Below are 18,595 nucleotides of genomic sequence, written 5' to 3' on the forward strand. Positions count from 1 at the left end.
GGCGGACGAAGCTCAGGCGTTCCAGGTGTGCCGCGCCGTAGGCGCGGTAGCCATTCGCTGCCCGGGCGGGCGGCGGCAGCAACCTCGCCTTCTCGTAGTAGCGAATCGTTTCGACATCGACGCCGGTCGCCTGGCCAAGTTCTCCGATCCGCATGACACCTCCTCGCACGATTGCTCATGCTAAGCCGTTGACCCCGGAGCGACTACAGGGTTTTCAATGTTGACACTGCCGCAGCGGGCAGGACTCAGGGAACCCTCGAAAGGAGCGCAAGATGAAACCATTGATCACGTTGGGATTGGCCGCGGCCCTCGCGATGCCGGCGCCGTCCCTCTTTGCCGCCGACCCGCCAGCCGGCGCGGGCGGGCAGACGAAACAGGAGGCCCCCGGCACGACGGACTTTGACAAGCAGATGGCGCAGGTGCAGGAGAACATGAGAGCGATGCAGGAGCAGATGGACAGGATCCGCCAGACGGAGGATCCCCAGGCGCGGCAGAAACTGCTCCAGGACCACTGGACCACGATGCAGAACAACATGCAGATGATGCACGGCATGTGGGCACCGGGGATGATGGGGTGTTGCGGCGGGGCGCCGATGATGGGCCAGGGCCGTATGGGCGGCCGCATGATGGGCGGGCCCATGTGGGGGGACTACCGGCGTCTGACGCCCGAGCAACTCAAGCAGCGCCAATTCATGATGGAGCAATACATGCCGATGCAGCAGATGATGATGGATCAAATGATGCAGCATCAGCAGTGGATGTCGCAGCAGCCGCAGCCGAAGTGAGCCGTCCCGGGGTGGTCACTTCGGTGTCATGCCCCGCGAGCGACCGTTGCATTCCTCGTGCAGGACCACCATGAAGCAATCCGTTTTCGTCATCACCCACATGGACTGCCCGACCGAGGAGGCGCTGATTAGGGTAAGTGGTTGACTCTGTGGTCACTACAGGGTTTTCAATGGCGTCAAGGAGCGTGATCATGAACAAAGTGACTGAAGATACCCAGCTCTGCAATGTCGGGGGTGCATGCGCGCAGGACGCGACGCCGTCGCAGGAGCTTTTGCCCGGCGCGGCGGCCGAGAATACGGTTTATCGCATTCCGGCAATGGATTGCGCTACCGAAGAGATGGAGATCAGGCAGGCGCTGTCGTCGGTCGTCGGGGTTCGCCGGCTTGGCTTCGCGCTGGGTACGCGCACGCTTATGATCACGGCCGGCGCGGCCGGGCAGCAACAGGCACAAGATGCAATACGTGCGGCGGGCTTCGAGATCAATCTCGTCGATGCGGGGCAGTCTGGCCAGACGTTGCAAGCCGAGTCCGCTGACGACGATCGGCGAATCGGAGCTGGGCTCGCGCGGCTGATGGGTGCCCTGATCTTGGCGGTGGGCGCTGAAGCATTGGCCTACCTTGCACCGGCAACCCTCCTGGTCAAGGTCGTGGGTATGGCCCTTGCTGCTGCGGCAATCGGCTTGTCGGGTTTGAGCGTTTATAAGAAGGGGCTCGTCGCGCTCAGTCGTGCTCGCCTGAACATCAATGCCCTGATGTCCGTCGCCGTCACGGGCGCATTCGTGATTGGCCAGTGGCCCGAGGCGGCCATGGTCATGGCGCTCTATGCCATCGCCGAGTTGATCGAGGCGCGCGCGGTCGACCAGGCACGCAATGCGATCACGAGCCTGATGGCCCTGGCCCCTGACGAAGCCGAGGTGAGGCAGGCGGACGGAAGTTGGGTGCGCGTCGCGGCGGCCTCGGTGCACCTGGAGGCCATCATTCGCGTGAAACCCGGCGAGCGTGTGCCACTTGATGGTGTCGTGACCGTCGGAAACAGTGCGATCAACCAGGCGCCGGTCACGGGCGAAAGTATTCCCGTCGACAAGCAACCCGGCGATCTCGTCTTTGCCGGGACGATCAATGAAACCGGGTTGCTCGAATGTCGCGTGACGGCCGTGGCGAGCAATACGACGCTGGCACGCATCATTCATGCTGTGGAAGAAGCACAGAGCACGCGGGCGCCCACGCAGCGATTCGTCGACCGTTTCGCGGCGATCTACACGCCCGCCATCTTCGTGATCGCGCTGGCGGTGGCGATCGTCGGACCATTGGGATTCGGCTGGCCATGGCTTGATGCGCTCTACAAGGCGCTGGTCCTGCTCGTCATCGCCTGTCCCTGCGCGCTGGTCATCTCCACACCGGTGACCGTCGTGAGCGGGCTCACCGCGGCTGCACGACGGGGCATTCTGATCAAGGGTGGAACGTACCTCGAGGATGCGCGCAAGATCAAGGCGATCGCGCTTGACAAGACCGGCACCGTGACCGAAGGCAAGCCACGCCTCGTGGCCTTCGACGCCATCGCCGCCGACCATACCGAGCAGCGAACCGGGAGCCTTGCCGCAAGCCTTGCCGCCCACTCGGACCATCCGGTCTCGAAAGCCATTGCGGCCGGGCTCGATCACCCGCTGGAGGCCGTCGACGAATTCAATGCCCTTGCGGGGCGCGGTGTTCAGGGGCGCGTCGGCGACGACGTCCATGCTCTGGGTAACCACCGTTTGATCGAAGATCGCGGCCAGTGCAGTGCTGAACTCGAGGCACGGCTGGCGGAGCACGAATCGCAAGGACGCACTGTCACGCTGCTGGCCTCGTCGACGAAGGTGCTGGGCCTGTTCGCGGTCGCGGACACGATCAAGGCATCGTCCCGGACTGCCATTGCCGAATTGCGTGCGCTGGGGGTCACCCCGGTGATGCTGACCGGCGACAATGAAGCGACCGCACGGTCGATTGCCGCGCAGGCCGGTATCGAGGATGCCCGCGGCAATCTACTGCCTGAAGACAAACTCGCTGCGATTCGCGACCTGCAGCGCCAATATGGTCCTACGGCAATGACAGGGGACGGCATTAACGATGCGCCGGCACTTGCTCAGGCCGACATGGGGATCGCCATGGGCGCGGCGGGCACCGATACGGCGATGGAGGCGGCTGACATCGTGATCATGAACGACGATCTGCGCCGTATCCCCGAGACGATCCGTTTGTCGCGGCGCACGCATTCGGTACTGTGGCAGAACATTACCCTGGCGCTCGGCATCAAGAGCGTTTTTCTGGTGCTCGCTCTTCTGGGGTCGGCCACGATGTGGATGGCCGTGTTTGCCGATATGGGCGCGAGCCTGCTCGTCGTGTTCAACGGCCTGCGCCTCTTGCGCCCGACCGAACGCACGGACTGAGGGACGGAACATCGGTGGAGGAGAAGTATCGTGCATGCGAGCAGCCGCTGCGAAACGGGCGCTGACCAACGCTACCGGTCGCTGTACGGAACCGAGAATCCGATCGTCGTCATTCCCTGAGAGGAACGAGCAAACGTCCGCCCCCCATGCATGCGCGCGATCGCGGCAACAATCGCAAGGCCCAAGCCATAGTTGTTATCCTCGCCATGCTTGCGCGCAGCATCGACCCGGTAGAAACGGTCAAAGAGGCGAGAAAGGTGCTCTTCGGCAATCTCGGGACCCGTATTGGTAACGGATAACGCGACTTCTCCCGGCGCCGCTTCGTGGATATCGACCTCGATCGTCGTGCCAGGTTGCGCGTATCGGGTGGCATTCGACAAAAGATTCGACAGCGCCTGCCGAACGAGACGACCATCGACGCACGCTACGGCATCGCCAATGATCCCGATCGTGAGCCGCGCCTCGAGCAGCGGGGCCTCATGGTACTCGGCGACTTCACGCGCAAGCGCGGCAAGACTGCTGATCGTGCGGGTGCGTGCCTTGACGCCCCGGTCCGCATTGGACAGGAACAGCATGTCGTGCACGAGACTCGAAAGACGGTGTAGCTCTTCGAGGTTTGAACCCATGATGTCGCGAAGCTCAGCCGCGTCACCTTTGCCCTTCAGCGCCAGTTCCGTCTGCCCTATCAGCGTCGTCAAGGGGGTTCGCAGTTCGTGTGCGACGTCTGCGTTGAAACCTTCCAATTGGATGTACGCTCCCTGCAAGCGTTCGAGCACGGCGTTGAACTGCTGAACCAGCGGCTGCACTTCCTCTGCCTGCGCGGCGCCGTCGAGCCGTTCTGCGAGCCGTTCGGGCACGAGACGCATCGCCTGTTGCGCCAGTTCGTTGACCGGCTCGAGCGCTCGACGCACCAGCCACGCTCCTCCCAATGAAATCGCGATCGTGCCTGTCAAGGCGCAGGCGGCCAGTGTCCATGCAAGTCCGCGCAGCAACTGATCGTCGGATGAAACGTCCAACGTCAGTTCTGCCTGCATCAGGGCGAAGGGATGTGTTGGAGAAGCGATCTCGAAGACCACCCGCTTCTCGTTTGCGAGCATGAGGAGGCCTCGATCATCGGCGCCGTAGACCCACTGGCCCGATGCGGAGCGCAGGCGCAAGCGCAGATCGGATCGACCGGCAAAAAAGTCGTCGAGCTTGTGACGCAAGATGGCCAGGTCGCCCGGGGTCGTAAGCTCTTCAACGAGATGTTCAATCACCTGACGATGTTGCTCGAGCGAAACCGCCTGCCGGGACGCCAGACTCAAGTGTGTGGCCACATACACGGCTGCGCAGACCAGACCCAAGCCGACGAGGGTCAGGAGGGCAAGCCCTCGCGAGAGCCACCGGCGCAGCGAACGAGGGGCCGCCGGTTTCATTCTTCCCGGCTTTCGAGCACGTAGCCCATCCCCCGGACCGTGTGCAGAAGCTTCCGGTCGAAGGGATCGTCCAGTTTCCCGCGCAGGCGGCGAACGGCGACTTCGACGACATTGGTATTGCTGTCGAAATTCATGTCCCAGACCTGCTCGGCCAGGACGGTGCGGGAGAGGACCTCCCCCTGCCGGCGCAGCAGCAACGTCAGTAGCGTGAACTCCTTGGCGGTCAGCTCCAGCCGCAGCCCGCCGCGGGTCGCCCTGCGGCGCATCAGGTCGAGTTCGAGGTCTTCGAGGCGAAGCATGTTGAGTTCCGCCGCGGGTGACGCGGAAAGGGCACCCCGGCGCATCAAGGCCTGCACCCGCGCGAGCAGTTCGGACAGCGCAAACGGTTTGCCGAGGTAATCGTCGGCGCCGTCCTGTAGCCCCCGTACCCGGTCTTCGATCCTGTCGCGCGCCGTCAGCATGAGGACCGGAACCTGATTACTCTTGCGCAGTTCGTTCAGGACGCCGAAGCCGTCGACGACCGGCAGCATGACATCCAGCAGGATCAGATCGTATTGCCCTTCGCGGGCGAAGTGCAGTCCGGTGGCCCCGTCATTGGCGACATCGACAACGTAGCTGCTCTCCGACAAGGCCTTGCGAAGATAGTCGGCAAGCTTGGGCTCGTCTTCAATCACCAGGACTTTCATGATCGAATTATGTCAAGAACCGGCTGAGCCGGACATTACAAAAACGTAATGCGGCAGTTCGCAAATTGACGAAGCGGCCTTCGTATAGTCGATTCATGCCTTCACCCTCAAGGCATCGGCAGGCCCAAACCGGTCTGGCGTCACGGATGATTCGACAGGAGTTCCATCATGGTCGCTCGCATACTCACTTCCACTGCGCTCATCGCCAGCCTTCTGGTCGCCCCCACCGTCTCGTACGCGGACGTCTGGCATCGCACGACGACCGAGGTGGGCTGGACGTTTCATCCCGACCATGGTGAAAGCACCAAGACCCGCGCTGACGTGATGCGCGAGCTTGCGCAGGCCAAGGCAGACGGAAGTTACGAATCTTTCCTGCGTGATCTGCCGATGCCGGATACGAACGCGGGCCCCGGCAAAACGCGAGAGCAGGTCCTGCAGGAACTCAAGAACGTGACGCCTGCCGAGCGCGCTTACATGGAGGAACTCTATGGCGCGAACTGAGCCTCCAGTTCGCGCCACGGATTGATGCCACCCCATTTCCAACCCTGAGACCTCCTGTAGAATCGGTGCGTGCGCAAGCTTCTGATCGTCCTCCTCGTGTTTTTTCTGCCGCTGCAGTGGAGCACCGCGGCCGTGGCGGCATTTTGCTCGCACGAAGGCGGTTCCCTGAAGCGCGCTCATCTGGGTCATCACACGCACGATCATGCGGACCGTGACGGCACCGAGCGCTCGGATCACGGGACGAGCAAGGCGTGTGACGCCAGTTGCAGCGCCGATCACGACCACAGCCATAGCCCGCACGCCCTGTTTGCCGCCACGCACAGTCTCGAGGTCTTCCCGGACCGCTCGGGCGACAGTCCCTATCGCTCCCCGCTGTCCGAGCCGCCGCCGGACAACCTCCTTCGCCCGCCCGCATCCCTCCTCGTCTGATTCCGCCGACGAGTTCGGGTTTCATGGATCCACGCATCGGTTGAGCACCGGTCGCGTGGCCGCCCTCGTCGGTTTCCTTTTGATCCGTCTCGCCGGGCGCATTGCCCGAGCGAGCCTGACGCCGTCCAGACGAGGACTCAATGACGAAGATCGACCCTTCGCGCGGCATCGGCCTGTGCGTCGCACTGTGCTTTCCCCTCATGACGTGGGCGCAGAACCCGCCCACTTCCGCGCCGGCCGCGCCAGCGCCAGCATGGCGTTCGCAGCCGGCAGCCGGCGACGCGGCAGTGAGTGGCACCCTGTCGCTAGGCCAAGCGCTCGCGCTGGCCCACGCGCAGAACCCGGAACTGGCCGCATCGCGGCTCGAGGTGGAGGCGATGGCCGGCGCGAGCCAGCAAGCGCACAGCCGCCCCAACCCCGAAATCGCCTACCTGCTTGAGGACACCCAGCGTCAGACGCGGACGACGACGCTCCAGCTCAACCAGACGATCGAGCTGGGCGGCAAACGCGCGGCGCGCATGCTGGCGGCCGAGCGCGGCCACGACATCGCCGCCGAGGAACTCACGGCAAGGCGACTCGCGATCCGCGCGTCCGTCACCTCCGCGTATTACGACGCGCTGACCGCACAGGAGCGCGTGCGCCTGGCCGAGCAGGCCATGGAGCTTGCCCAGCGGGCAAGCCGGGCCGCCGGCCAGCGCGTCAAGGCCGGCAAGGTGGCGCCCATCGAGGAGACCAAGGCCCACGTTGCGCAAGCGGGCGTACAGGTCGAACTGAGTCAGGCGCGCAGTGAGTGGGTCGGTGCGCAGGCGCGGCTGGCGGCCTTGCTCGGCGAGCCCGGCGGCCTGTCGTGGAGGCTGGACGCCCAGCTCGATGCGTTGCCCGCGGTCCCGTCGATGGCCGATCTCGAGCGCTCGCTCGACAACGCGCCGGCCCTGCGCCGCGCCCGACTGGAGATCGACCGACGGCAGGCGCTGACGGAACTCGAGAAGGCGCGCCGAATCCCGGACATCACCGTCAGCCTGGGGGCGAAGCGGTCTGAAGAGTTGGGGCGCAACCAGGCCATCGTCGGCCTGTCCGTCCCGCTGCCGATCTTCGATACGAATCGGGGCAACCTGCTCGAGGCGCTCAAGCGCGAGGAGAAGGCTCGGGAAGGACTCTCCGCCAGCCAGTTGCAGGTGTCGGCCGAAGCGCGGGAGACCCGTGCGCGCCTGGCGTCGCTACGCCAGGAAGCCCAGCTCTTCGCCGAGCAGGTGCTGCCCGGCGCCCAAAGTGCCTACGACGCGGCGGCGAAGGGCTTCGAACTGGGGAAGTTCAGCTTCCTCGAAGCGCTCGATGCGCAGCGCACGCTGCTGCAGGCCCGCAGCCAGTACCTGCGCACCCTGGCCGATACCCACCGCGCCCGCGCGGACCTCGACCGGCTGCTCGGCCTCGACGAATCAACCGAAACCCCGCTCGCGCCGGCAACGGTCCGGCGCACTGGAGAGTGAAATGGCAGAAACCAAACCGAAGAACACACACTGGGCGATCGTCGCCGTGCTCGTCGTCGGGCTCGCGTTGGGTGCAGCGATTCTTGCGACCGATGGCAACAAGGCCGTCACTGACGAACATGGGCATGCCGCCCACCCGGAGGCGCCCGGGCACGCCGAGGAGGAGCATCACGGTCAGGCCAAGTCGACCGACCACGCCGACGATGCCTCGCATGCCGATGAAGAGCACCACGAGGCCGCCGCCGAACCGGCCAAAGGTCCACACGGCGGCAAGCTGCTCACCGATGGCCGCTACGGCATCGAGGTGACGATCTTCGAAACCGGGGCGGAACCTCAATTCCGGCTCTACACGTACTGGGAGGGCAAGCCGCTCGATGTCGCGCAGAGCCAGATCCAGCTCGTCCTCGAGCGGTTGGGACAGTCGCCGCAACGTTTCAGCTTCATCAAGGAAGGGGACTACCTCAAGGGCGATGCGGTCGTGGCCGAGCCGCACTCCTTTGCGGTCAAGGTACAGGCGGACTACGAAGGAAAACGCTACCAGCTCGGCTACGAACAGGTCGAGGCCCGCGTCACCATGACCGATGCACAGCTCCAGGGCGCCGGAATCGAGCTCGCCGAAGCGGGGCCGGCCACGATCGGAACAGCGCTCGAGTTACTGGGAGAGGTGCGCTACAACAGTGATCGTACCGTGCAGGTCGTCCCGCGGCTGGCCGGCCTGGTGGAGTCGGTGGCGGTCAGCGCAGGCGAACGTGTGCGCAAGGGACAGGTGCTCGCCGTGCTGAGCAGTCAATTGCTCGCCGACCAGCGTACCGAATTGTTGGCCGCGCAGCGTCGTCTCGCACTCGCGCGGACCACCTACGAGCGTGAAAGGACGTTGTGGCAGGAGAAGATCTCGCCCGAGCAGGACATGCTGCAGGCGCGCACCGTCATGCAGGAAGGCGAGATTGCCGTACAGAGCGCACAACAGAAGCTCGCCACTCTGGGCAGCGTTGCTTCGGGCGGCAGCGCACTCACGCGCTATGAGCTTCGCTCCCCGATCGACGGGGTCGTGACCGACAAACGCCTGTCGGTCGGCGAGGCGGTCAAGGAGGACGCCGCGGTCTTCACCGTCTCGGACCTGTCGTCGGTATGGGTGGAGGCGCCGGTGTCCGCGCAGGATCTGGGTGCGCTCGCCGCAGGCCAGACGGTAACGATCCGCGCCAGCGCCTTCGACGCGTCGGCGCCGGGCAGGGTCACCTTCATCAGCCCGCTGATCGGCGAGCAGTCCCGTACTGGCATCGCCCGCATCGTGGTGCAGAACCCCTCCGGTGTCTGGCGACCGGGATTGCCGGTGTCCGTCACCGTCGTCGCCGCGGAAACGAAGGTGCCGGTCGCGGTCGCGGTGGACGCCGTCCAGGATCTGCGCGACTGGAAGGTGGTATTCGGCCGCTACGGCGACGCCTTCGAAGCGCGCCCGCTCGAACTGGGTCGCAGCGACGGCCGACACGTGGAGGTGCTGGCAGGCCTGCAGGCGGGCGAGCGCTACGCGGCGAAGAACAGCTATGTCATCAAGGCGGAGCTCGGCAAGGCCGGCGCCAGCCACGACCACTGACCGGGAGCCCCCGACATGAAACAGATCACTGCCATGATTCGCCCCCACCGCCTCGACGCCGTCGAGACGGCGCTCGAAACGCTCCCGCATTGCCCCGGCTTCACCGTATTCGGCGCGAAAGGCCATCCCCGCGGGCATGGGCCGGACCACCGGTTCGTCGCCGATGAATGGAATCCCCACGCCCACGATGTGCTCGTGCTGCTGATCCTGTGCCAGGACGATGACGCGTCCGCCATCGTCGACGCGGTCGCGGCGGCGGCACGCACGGGGCAACCGGGCGACGGGATGGTCGGTGTCGTCGAACTCGTCACCGCGGTCCGTATTCGCACCGGCGAACGCGACGCCGCGGCGCTTTGAGGAGAGGCTCGTGTTCGAACGCATCATCCGCTTCGCCATCGATCAACGATGGCTCGTGCTGCTCGCCGTGCTCGGCATGGTCGGCGTCGGAATCTACAACTATCAGCGTCTGCCCATCGACGCGGTGCCCGACATCACCAATGTCCAGGTCCAGATCAACACCGAAGCACCCGGCTACTCCCCGCTGGAGTCCGAACAGCGCGTGACCTTCCCGATCGAAACCACGATGGCCGGTTTGCCCAATCTCGAGCAGACCCGTTCCCTGTCGCGCTATGGCCTGTCCCAGGTCACCGTCGTGTTCAAGGACGGCACGGACATCTACTTTGCCCGGCAACTGGTGAACGAGCGCATCCAGGAGGCCCGCAGCAAACTGCCGGCCGGCCTCGCCCCGGCGCTCGGCCCCATCGCCACCGGGCTGGGCGAAATCTACATGTGGACGGTCGAGGCGACCGAGGGCGCGAAAAAACCCAACGGAAGCGCGTACACACCGATGGATCTGCGCGAGATTCAAGACTGGATCATCAAGCCGCAATTGCGCACCGTCCCAGGGGTCACCGAGATCAACACGATCGGCGGCTATGCAAAGGAGTTTCAGGTGGCACCCCTGCCCGAGCGCATGGTGTCCTACGGGCTGGCCATCAGCGATCTGGTCACGGCGCTCGAGCGCAACAACGCCAACGTGGGGGCAGGTTATATCGAGCGTCGGGGCGAGCAGTATCTGATCCGCGCACCGGGACAGGTCGCCGGCATCGACGATATCGCCAATATCGTCGTCGGCCACGCCCAAGGGGTCCCGATACGCATCCGCGATGTGGCTGAAGTGGGCCTGGGCAAGGAGCTGCGCACCGGTGCCGCGACCGAGAATGGCCGCGAAGTGGTGCTGGGCACGGTGTTCATGCTCATCGGTGAGAACAGCCGCGACGTGTCGAAGGCGGTCGACGCACGCCTGCAGGCAATCAACAAGACCTTGCCCGAGGGCATCGTCGCCAAGACGGTCTATGACCGCACCATCCTGGTCGAAAAGGCCATCGACACGGTCAAGAAGAACCTGACCGAGGGCGCTCTGCTGGTCATTGCCATCCTGTTCCTGTTTCTCGGCAACATCCGTGCGGCGCTCATCACCGCGATGGTGATCCCGCTGGCGATGCTATTCACCTTCACCGGCATGGTGACGAACCGGGTCAGCGCCAACCTGATGAGCCTGGGCGCCCTGGACTTCGGCATCATCATCGATGGGGCCGTGGTGATCGTCGAGAACTGTGTGCGCCGCCTCGCCCACGCGCAGGCTGCGCTCGACCGGCCGATGACGCGCAACGAGCGGTTTCACGAAGTCTTCGTGGCGTCGAAGGAATCGCGGCGGGCGCTGCTCTTCGGCCAGCTCATCATCATGGTGGTGTACCTGCCGATCTTTGCCCTGACCGGGGTCGAAGGCAAGATGTTCCACCCGATGGCCTTTACCGTCGTGACCGCATTGCTGGGCGCGATGATTCTGTCGGTCACCTTCGTACCCGCAGCGGTTGCGCTCTTTCTGTCCGGCAAGGTCAGCGAGACCGAAAATCGGCTGATGACGATCGCCAAGCGCGGCTACGCCCCGGCGTTCGACTGGGTCATGGCGCGCAAGCCGTTGGTTCTGACGATCGCCTGCGTCAGCATCGTGCTGTCAGGGCTACTGGCGACCCGCATGGGCAGCGAATTCATCCCGAGCCTCGATGAGGGCGACGTCGCACTTCATGCGTTGCGCATTCCAGGCACGAGCCTGAGCCAATCGATCGACATGCAGGTGCAACTGGAGCGCACGGTCAAGACCTTCCCCGAAGTCGACAACGTGTTCGCCAAGATCGGTACGGCCGAGATCGCCACCGACCCGATGCCACCCAATGTCGCCGACAACTTCGTGATGCTCAAGCCGCGGGACCAGTGGCCGGACCCGCAGAAGTCCAAGAGTGAGCTGGTCGCGGCGATGCAGCGTGCGGTCGGTCAGATACCGGGCAACAACTACGAGTTTACGCAACCGATTCAGATGCGATTCAACGAGTTGATCTCGGGCGTTCGCAGCGACGTGGCGGTGAAGGTCTTCGGTGACGACATGGACACCATGAACGAGACGGCAGAACGCATTGCCGCCGTGCTCGAGGGGGTTCCGGGTGCTGCCGACGTGAAGGTGGAGCAGACCACTGGCCTGCCCATGCTGACGGTCCGGATCGAGCGGAATCAGATTGCCCGGCTCGGCCTGAACGTCGCCGACGTCCAGGACAGCGTCTCGGCTGCGCTCGGCGGGCAGGAGGCCGGGGCGGTGTTCGAGGGCGACCGGCGCTTCGACATCCTGGTCCGGTTGCCCGATGCGATTCGCGGTGACCTCGAGGCGATCCGCCGTCTGCCAATCCGCGTGCCCGCCGGCGAGAACGGCGCGCGTGGCTTCGTCCGGCTGGGCGATGTCGCACGCATCGAGTCTGCGCCCGGCCCCAACCAGATCAGCCGCGAAAACGGCAAACGTCGGGTTGTGGTGACCGCCAACGTGCGCGGGCGCGACATTGGTTCCTTCGTCGCCGAGGCGGAAACGAAGATCGCCACGGCGGTGCAGGTGCCCACAGGGTACTGGACGACCTGGGGCGGCACCTTCGAGCAGTTGCAGTCGGCCGCCAAACGGCTTCAGATCGTCGTGCCGGTCGCGTTGCTGCTTGTCCTAACGTTGCTCTTCATGATGTTTGGCAATGTCAAGGACGGGCTGCTGGTCTTCACCGGCGTCCCCTTCGCGCTGACCGGCGGCATCCTGGCGCTGTGGTTGCGCGATATCCCGCTGTCGATCTCCGCCGGTGTCGGCTTCATCGCGCTGTCGGGCGTGGCCGTGCTGAACGGCCTGGTGATGATCTCGTACATCCGGAGTCTGCGCGATGACGGCTTCGATCTCGATGACGCGATCCGGGAGGGCGCGCTGACGCGATTGCGTCCCGTGCTGATGACGGCGCTGGTCGCATCGCTCGGGTTCGTTCCCATGGCGATCGCGGTCGGTACCGGTGCCGAAGTGCAGCGGCCACTGGCCACTGTGGTCATCGGCGGCATCCTGTCGTCTACCGCACTGACGCTGCTCGTGCTGCCGGCGCTGTATCGCATCGCCCATGGACGCGAGAGGCGAATGGCGTCACCCGCGGAGACATTGGCTCCCGCCCATTGATCCTGTGTGGGGCGGAAGGGTACGGACCGCTGCGCTTTCGCCCGATAGACCCGATCCACCCGCGGTTCTCTCCTTCGTCATGGAGGTCGCATGAAACACGCTTCTGTCATTGCAACGGTGATCGTCCTGGTGTCCTTCAGCGTCTTCGCCGCAGGCGGGCATGACCATGACAAGGACCATGTGCCCCGACATGGCGGCATGGTGGCCGAAGTCAATGAAGTGGACTATGAACTCGTGGCTACGCGAACCCTGCTGCAACTCTACCTTCGCGATCATGGGAAGAGCGTTGCCGTCACCGGAGGCGCCGCAAGAGTCACTTTGCTGTCGGGTAAGGAAAGGATCGAAACCGCGCTCTTGCCCGCCGGGGAGAAATTCGAGGTGCAAGGCCACTTCAAGATCATCCCCGGCATGAAGTTTGTGGCCGTGGTTGCCCTCCCCGGGCGGGGTGAGGCAACCGTATGGTTCCGATTGCGATGACTTGACGCACCCATTGCGCTCTACGTGCTGAGCACGTTTCGAGCAGCCGCCTGATCCGCATTCATTGTTGCGCTCCCTGGTGTCGCTTCCGGCACCGGGCGGCCGGTCACGCCTTATGCACACCGTTCAGTGCCGCGTACTGCCTCGTCCCCTTGGCGTCGTGGGCGATTGAGGCTGCGACTGTGCGCCTGTACGGCAGCAGCCTCGACAGCGAAGCCCCATCGCGCGCGTTGCCCAAATCAATTGTTCCAAAGATAACTTCACAGGCGTCAAATCATGCGTTCATTGCATATCATCGGCAGTCGGGAACTGGGCGGCGCAGAAAGCTTTTACTCCCGATTTGTCCCTGCGTTGTCAAATTTCGAAGGGCAGGAGGTCGTTGCCGTAACGCGCCCCGGTGCAATGGTGGCGCAGACCTTGCCGTCCGATTTGACATGTCAGGGCGTACCCATGCGAAGTGGATGGGACCTTGCATCCGTCGTCTCGATTCGGCGGCTGATTCATCGTCTTCGGCCGGATATCGTCCAAACCTACATGGGGCGGGCGACGCGGCTGACACGCATTCCACGCAGTGCGTCGGCTGTTCACGTCGCTCGGCTGGGCGGCTTCTACAAGATCGATGGCTATTATCGGCATGCCGATGCCTGGGTCGGAAACAGCAAGGCCCTGTGCGACTATCTGATCAGAGAAGGGCTGCCTGCTCAGCGCGTCTATCGTATTGGAAACTTCGTCGAGCCACCTGCGCCCACGCCGGCCAGCCTCATCGGCGCATTGCGCAAACAGTATGAAATTCCTGCCGATGCCATCGTGCTCTTCTCGCTCGGACGCCTGATTCCCAAGAAGGGCTTCTCGGACCTCCTTGAGGCGTTTGCAGCGTTGCCGACTCATATCGGCGGACGTCCCCTTTTTCTCGTGATTGCCGGGGATGGACCCCTATGCACGAAGCTGGCAAGCCAAACGGCGGCGCTAAGTATCGAGCACAGAACACGATGGCTCGGCTGGCAGATGCAGACGACGCCGATTTTTCATCTGGCCGATATCTTCATCTGCCCGTCACGCGATGAGCCGCTGGGCAATGTCATTCTCGAGGCCTGGGCACATCGACTGCCGGTTGTGTCCACCGACACGGTAGGCGCTCGCGAGTTGATTCAGGCGGAAGACAATGGGCTCGTTGTTGCAACGGGTCGGCCCGACGAACTTGCAGGATGTCTGCGGTCATTGCTCACGGCGGGGCCGACTGCCTGGCATCGGCTTGCCGAGCGGGGCGCCCATACCGTGCGAGCCCATCATTCCAGGGCTGCCGTCGTTGGTTGCTATGTGGCGATGTATGAGGGGTTGGTGCGTCGATAGCGAATCGGGTGCAGTAGTCGGGGTCGGCTCACGAAAGGGAAAAATCGTACGCTAAGCCGGTCGTAGCGGCCCTAAATTTGCCACGCTCGACTACGAGGAGGTTTGCGAAGCAACAGGATCAATATCGCCGAGTCGCGCGATGAAGCGGACATAGGCTAACTCGCTGAGCAGCTCGATAAGAGTTTGCGTAACGACGATGGCAGGCAATACGGGTATGGCCCCAGGCACAGCGAGAGCAAGCGGCAACACGACAAGGGAATTTCGAGTGCCTGCGCTGAAAGCGATGGCTCGGCCGGCGGGGGCATCAAGGCGGAACAGCCGGCTGATGCTCCATCCGATCAGGGGGGCGATCACAGCAAAGGCGATATAGAAGGGAATCACACCCAAGGCCGCATCGGTCGCGGAGCCGAGGCGCGGCACCACGGCCGCGACGACGACGAATAGGACAAGGGCGGTCGCTGGTACCGGCAATAGACCAAGTGCCGCTGAGGTCTTTTCACCGGCCAGGCTTCGAGCCGCCCATAGTTGCACAAGCCCAGCAAGAGCGAGTGGAACCGCGATCAACCAGACGAAGGCATGAACGAACGGGCCGGGCTGCACGAGGGTTGCGGCATCGTTCCCGAGAAGCAGGCCGAGATAGACCGGCAGCAGCAGCATTTGCACAACCAGGAGCGCAGGGGTTGCCGCCAGTAGCAGCCGCGCATCGGCACGACCGAGGTGCGAGAACGTAACCACGTAGTCAATGCAAGGCGTCAGCAACACCAGCAGCACGCCAAGCCTCACCATAGGGTCCGATGGCAGGAATTGCACCAATACGGCCACCACGAGCGGCGTTACGATGAAATTGGTAATGAGCAGTGCGGCAAGGAACCGGCCGCGACTGAAGGCCCGGCCAAGGTCGGCCAGGGGCACTTGCAGGAATGTCACGAACAGCATGAGTGCAAGCGCCGGGTTGACGCCACCCTCAAGCGCTGCCGTGCCGGGTACGAGCAAAGCGACAAGCGCAGCCAACACAACGGCCGCGAAGTAAATGCCGACTTGGTGCCTCTCGAATATTTCCCGGATGTCTTGCATGTCTGTATTTCGCTCCTTTGTGTCAATTTGAAGCATACCCTAACCTGGCGTCAGACCAGCCGACGCGAAAGCGTCAGGATAGACTTGCTTTCCGAATTGATTGACACACGCCACCAAGGGTCATAAATTTCTTCCTGACACATTGTCCTCAGGAGTACACCTTGAACGGTCAGCGCATCGGCTACGTCCGCGTCAGCAGCTTCGACCAGAACCCGGAACGCCAGCTCGAGCAGGTTTCGGTGGACCGGCTGTTCACTGATAAGGCGTCGGGCAAGGACACCCAGCGTCCTGAGCTGGAACGGCTGCTCGCCTTCGTGCGCGAGGGCGACACCGTGGTGGTGCACAGCATGGACCGCCTGGCGCGCAACCTCGATGATCTGCGCCGCCTGGTGCAAAAGCTCACCCAGCGCGGCGTGCGCATCGAATTCGTCAAGGAGAGTCTGACCTTCACCGGTGAGGACTCGCCGATGGCGAACCTCATGCTGTCGGTGATGGGCGCGTTCGCCGAGTTCGAGCGGGCGCTCATCCGCGAGCGGCAGCGCGAAGGGATCGCGCTCGCCAAGCAGCGCGGAGCCTATCGGGGGCGCAAGAAGTCTCTGAACAGCGAAAAGATCGAGGAACTGAAACGGCGCATCGCGGCGGGCGAGCAGAAAGCCAAGCTCGCCCGCGAGTTCGGCATCAGCCGCGAAACGCTTTACCAGTACATGCGAGAAACCTGACCATGCCTCGCCGTTCGATCCTGTCCGCTGCCGAGCGCGAAAGCTTGCTGGCGTTGCCCGATACACAAGACGAACTCATCCGACACTACACCTTCAGCGAATCCGACCTGTCACTGATCCGCCAGCGGCGCGGTGAGGCCAACCGCCTGGGTGTCGCGGTGCAGTTGTGTTTGCTGCGCTTCCCCGGTCAGGGCCTGTTACCGGACGCTGAGGTGCCGAGGCCCCTGCTGCAATGGATCGAACGGCACCTGCGACTCGATCCGGCATGTTGGCCGCAATATTCCGAACGGGAGGAGACCCGGCGCGAACACCTGCTCGAACTGCGGGCGTACCTGGACATGGAGCCGTTCGGCTTGGGGCACTATCGCCAGGCTGTTCATGCCACGACCGCACTGGCCTTGCAGACCGACAAGGGCATCGTGCTGGCCGGCAGTGTCCTCGACTCCCTGCGGCACCAACACATCATCTTGCCGACACTCGATGTGATCGAGCGCGTCTGCGCCGAGGCGATCACCCGCGCCAACCGGCGCATCTACGACGCCTTGGCCGAACCGCTGTCGGACGCGCATCGCCGCCGCCTCGACGATCTGCTCAAGCGCCGCGAGAACGGCAAGGCGACCTGGCTGGCCTGGCTGCGCCAGTCACCGGCCAAGCCGAACTCGCGGCACATGCTTGAACACATCGGACGCCTCAAGGCATGGCAGGCGCTCGATCTGCCTTCCGGTATTGAGCGCCTGGTACACCAGAACCGCTTGCTGAAGATCGCTCGCGAGGGCGCCCAGATGACGCCCGCCGACCTCGCCAAGTTCGAGCCGCAGCGCCGCTACGCCACCTTGGTAGCGCTCGCCATCGAGGGCATGGCCACCGTCACCGACGAAATCATCGACCTGCACGATCGCATCCTGGGCAAGCTTTTCAACGCCGCCAAGAACAAGCATCAACAGCAGTTTCAGGCATCCGGCAAGGCGATCAACGCCAAGGTGCGCCTGTTCGGCCGCATCGGCCGGGCGCTGATCGAGGCCAAACAGGCGGGCAGCGATCCGTTCGCCGCCATCGAGGCGGTCATGTCGTGGGACGCCTTCACGGAGAGCGTCACCGAGGCGCAGCGGCTCGCGCAGCCCGAGGACTTCGATTTCCTGCACCGCATCGGCGAGCACCACGCCACGCTGCGCCGCTACGCGCCGGAATTCCTCGACGTGCTCAAGCTGCGAGCCGCGCCTGCCGCCAAGGATATGCTCGACGCCATCGAGGTGCTGCGCGGCATGAACCGCGACAACGCCCGCAAGGTGCCCGCCGATGCGCCGACCGACTTCATCAAGCCGCGCTGGCAGAAGCTGGTGATGACCGACACCGGCATCGACCGGCGCTACTACGAGTTGTGCGCGCTGTCGGAGCTGAAGAACGCGCTGCGCTCCGGCGACATCTGGCGGACCTTCCCGGAGCCCTTGAGGTAAGTCGTTGATTCATGGCAAGAAACCAGAAAATCGGCAAAAATGTAGGCATGTAAATATAATAATAGCTATTTACAAACAATGTACTATTGGCTATTATTGTCGGCATGTACATCGCCCGCGTCCCCAACCGAAAGTCCAGGCCGGCCATCCTGCTTCGCGAGTCCTATCGCGAGGGAGGCAAAGTCTGCACACGAACCATCGCCAATCTGACGAACTGGGCACCGGAACGAATCGTCGCCATGGAACGTCTGGTGAAGGGCGAATTCGACGACTGGTCGGGAGAGATGACCAGCGGCGAGATTTTTGGGGTGCTGTTTGCACTCAAGCAGTTGGCCGACCAGGTGGGCATCACGCGGGTACTGGGCAGCGCTGCGGAAAGCAAGCTCAACCTGTTCCTGATTCTCGCGCGTATCGCGCATGGTGGCTCGCGGTTGTCGGCGGTACGCTGGGCGAAACAGCACACGGTGGCCGATGTGTTGGCGGTGGAGGCGTTCGATGAGGACGACCTCTATGCCGCGCTGGACTGGCTGGCGAGCCAGCAGGAACGCATCGAGCGAGAACTGTACCAGGCCTACGTCAAGGAGCAGGGCCAAACACCGGTTCTGGTGCTGTACGACGTGACCTCAAGCTATTTCGAAGGGGAATGCAACGAGCTGGGGCAATATGGTTACA

At 63.7% G+C, this 18,595-nt stretch carries 15 protein-coding genes and 2 pseudogenes; 13 read left to right on the forward strand and 4 right to left on the reverse strand.

The features are described 5' to 3' along the window. Positions 1–154 (reverse strand): MerR family DNA-binding transcriptional regulator (locus CAPSK01_RS23320; protein WP_034928681.1); only part of this gene is annotated, 154 nt, incomplete at its 3' end. A 118-nt stretch (positions 155–272) separates the two neighbouring features. Here CAPSK01_RS23320 and CAPSK01_RS15485 point away from each other — a divergent pair. Continuing rightward, entirely contained in the window at positions 273–785 is a 513-nt protein-coding gene (locus tag CAPSK01_RS15485) for a hypothetical protein (RefSeq protein ID WP_034928684.1), read from the forward strand. Positions 786–1,102: 317 nt separating this feature from the next. After that, positions 1,103–3,211, forward strand: a complete 2,109-nt coding sequence (locus tag CAPSK01_RS15490) for a heavy metal translocating P-type ATPase (protein ID WP_034928709.1) — start codon at positions 1,103–1,105, stop codon at positions 3,209–3,211. A 71-nt stretch (positions 3,212–3,282) separates the two neighbouring features. Here CAPSK01_RS15490 and CAPSK01_RS15495 read toward each other — a convergent pair whose 3' ends face one another. Further along, entirely contained in the window at positions 3,283–4,626 is a 1,344-nt protein-coding gene (locus CAPSK01_RS15495) for a heavy metal sensor histidine kinase (protein WP_034928685.1), read from the reverse strand. After that, complete coding sequence (locus CAPSK01_RS15500) at positions 4,623–5,312, reverse strand: heavy metal response regulator transcription factor (RefSeq protein ID WP_034928687.1); 690 nt, start codon at positions 5,310–5,312, stop codon at positions 4,623–4,625. Before CAPSK01_RS15500 ends, CAPSK01_RS15495 begins: the two co-directional genes overlap by 4 nt. A gap of 168 nt (positions 5,313–5,480) precedes the next feature. Between CAPSK01_RS15500 and CAPSK01_RS15505 the strand changes: the two genes are divergently transcribed. The 8 genes from CAPSK01_RS15505 (at position 5,481) to CAPSK01_RS15540 (ending at position 14,676) form a co-directional block, all read left to right on the forward strand. Continuing rightward, positions 5,481–5,813 (forward strand): DUF4148 domain-containing protein, encoded by a 333-nt coding sequence (locus CAPSK01_RS15505; RefSeq protein WP_034928689.1) that lies wholly within the window; start codon positions 5,481–5,483, stop codon positions 5,811–5,813. A 69-nt stretch (positions 5,814–5,882) separates the two neighbouring features. Next, positions 5,883–6,242, forward strand: a complete 360-nt coding sequence (locus CAPSK01_RS15510) for a hypothetical protein (RefSeq protein WP_034928692.1) — start codon at positions 5,883–5,885, stop codon at positions 6,240–6,242. A gap of 140 nt (positions 6,243–6,382) precedes the next feature. Then, on the forward strand, positions 6,383–7,729 hold the full coding sequence (locus CAPSK01_RS15515) for a TolC family protein (RefSeq protein WP_228111558.1): 1,347 nt from the start codon (positions 6,383–6,385) through the stop codon (positions 7,727–7,729). 1 nt (position 7,730) lies between these two features. After that, entirely contained in the window at positions 7,731–9,320 is a 1,590-nt protein-coding gene (locus CAPSK01_RS15520; protein ID WP_034928694.1) for an efflux RND transporter periplasmic adaptor subunit, read from the forward strand. Between the two features lie 15 nt (positions 9,321–9,335). Further along, positions 9,336–9,677, forward strand: a complete 342-nt coding sequence (locus CAPSK01_RS15525; RefSeq protein WP_034928697.1) for a P-II family nitrogen regulator — start codon at positions 9,336–9,338, stop codon at positions 9,675–9,677. Positions 9,678–9,687: 10 nt separating this feature from the next. After that, the gene (locus tag CAPSK01_RS15530; RefSeq protein WP_096453055.1) at positions 9,688–12,849 is read left to right on the forward strand and encodes a CusA/CzcA family heavy metal efflux RND transporter; all 3,162 of its coding nucleotides are present in this window, start codon (positions 9,688–9,690) and stop codon (positions 12,847–12,849) included. Positions 12,850–12,939: 90 nt separating this feature from the next. After that, positions 12,940–13,326 (forward strand): hypothetical protein, encoded by a 387-nt coding sequence (locus tag CAPSK01_RS15535; protein ID WP_034928700.1) that lies wholly within the window; start codon positions 12,940–12,942, stop codon positions 13,324–13,326. 285 nt (positions 13,327–13,611) lie between these two features. Continuing rightward, complete coding sequence (locus CAPSK01_RS15540; RefSeq protein ID WP_273703807.1) at positions 13,612–14,676, forward strand: glycosyltransferase; 1,065 nt, start codon at positions 13,612–13,614, stop codon at positions 14,674–14,676. Positions 14,677–14,766: 90 nt separating this feature from the next. Here CAPSK01_RS15540 and CAPSK01_RS15545 read toward each other — a convergent pair whose 3' ends face one another. Then, a complete protein-coding gene (locus tag CAPSK01_RS15545; RefSeq protein WP_034928702.1) occupies positions 14,767–15,750 on the reverse strand; it encodes an arsenic resistance protein in 984 nt (327 codons plus the stop codon). 161 nt (positions 15,751–15,911) lie between these two features. Between CAPSK01_RS15545 and CAPSK01_RS15550 the strand changes: the two genes are divergently transcribed. From CAPSK01_RS15550 to CAPSK01_RS15560, 3 genes and pseudogenes are all read left to right on the forward strand, one after another. After that, on the forward strand, positions 15,912–16,469 hold the full coding sequence (locus CAPSK01_RS15550) for a recombinase family protein (RefSeq protein WP_034928705.1): 558 nt from the start codon (positions 15,912–15,914) through the stop codon (positions 16,467–16,469). A 2-nt stretch (positions 16,470–16,471) separates the two neighbouring features. After that, positions 16,472–17,896 (forward strand): annotated as a pseudogene (locus tag CAPSK01_RS15555) (DUF4158 domain-containing protein); the annotation flags it as partial. A gap of 266 nt (positions 17,897–18,162) precedes the next feature. After that, positions 18,163–18,595: pseudogene (locus CAPSK01_RS15560) on the forward strand (transposase); the annotation flags it as partial.

The organism is Candidatus Accumulibacter vicinus (assembly GCF_000584955.1).
GTDB classification, from domain to species: Bacteria; Pseudomonadota; Gammaproteobacteria; order Burkholderiales; family Rhodocyclaceae; genus Accumulibacter; species Accumulibacter vicinus.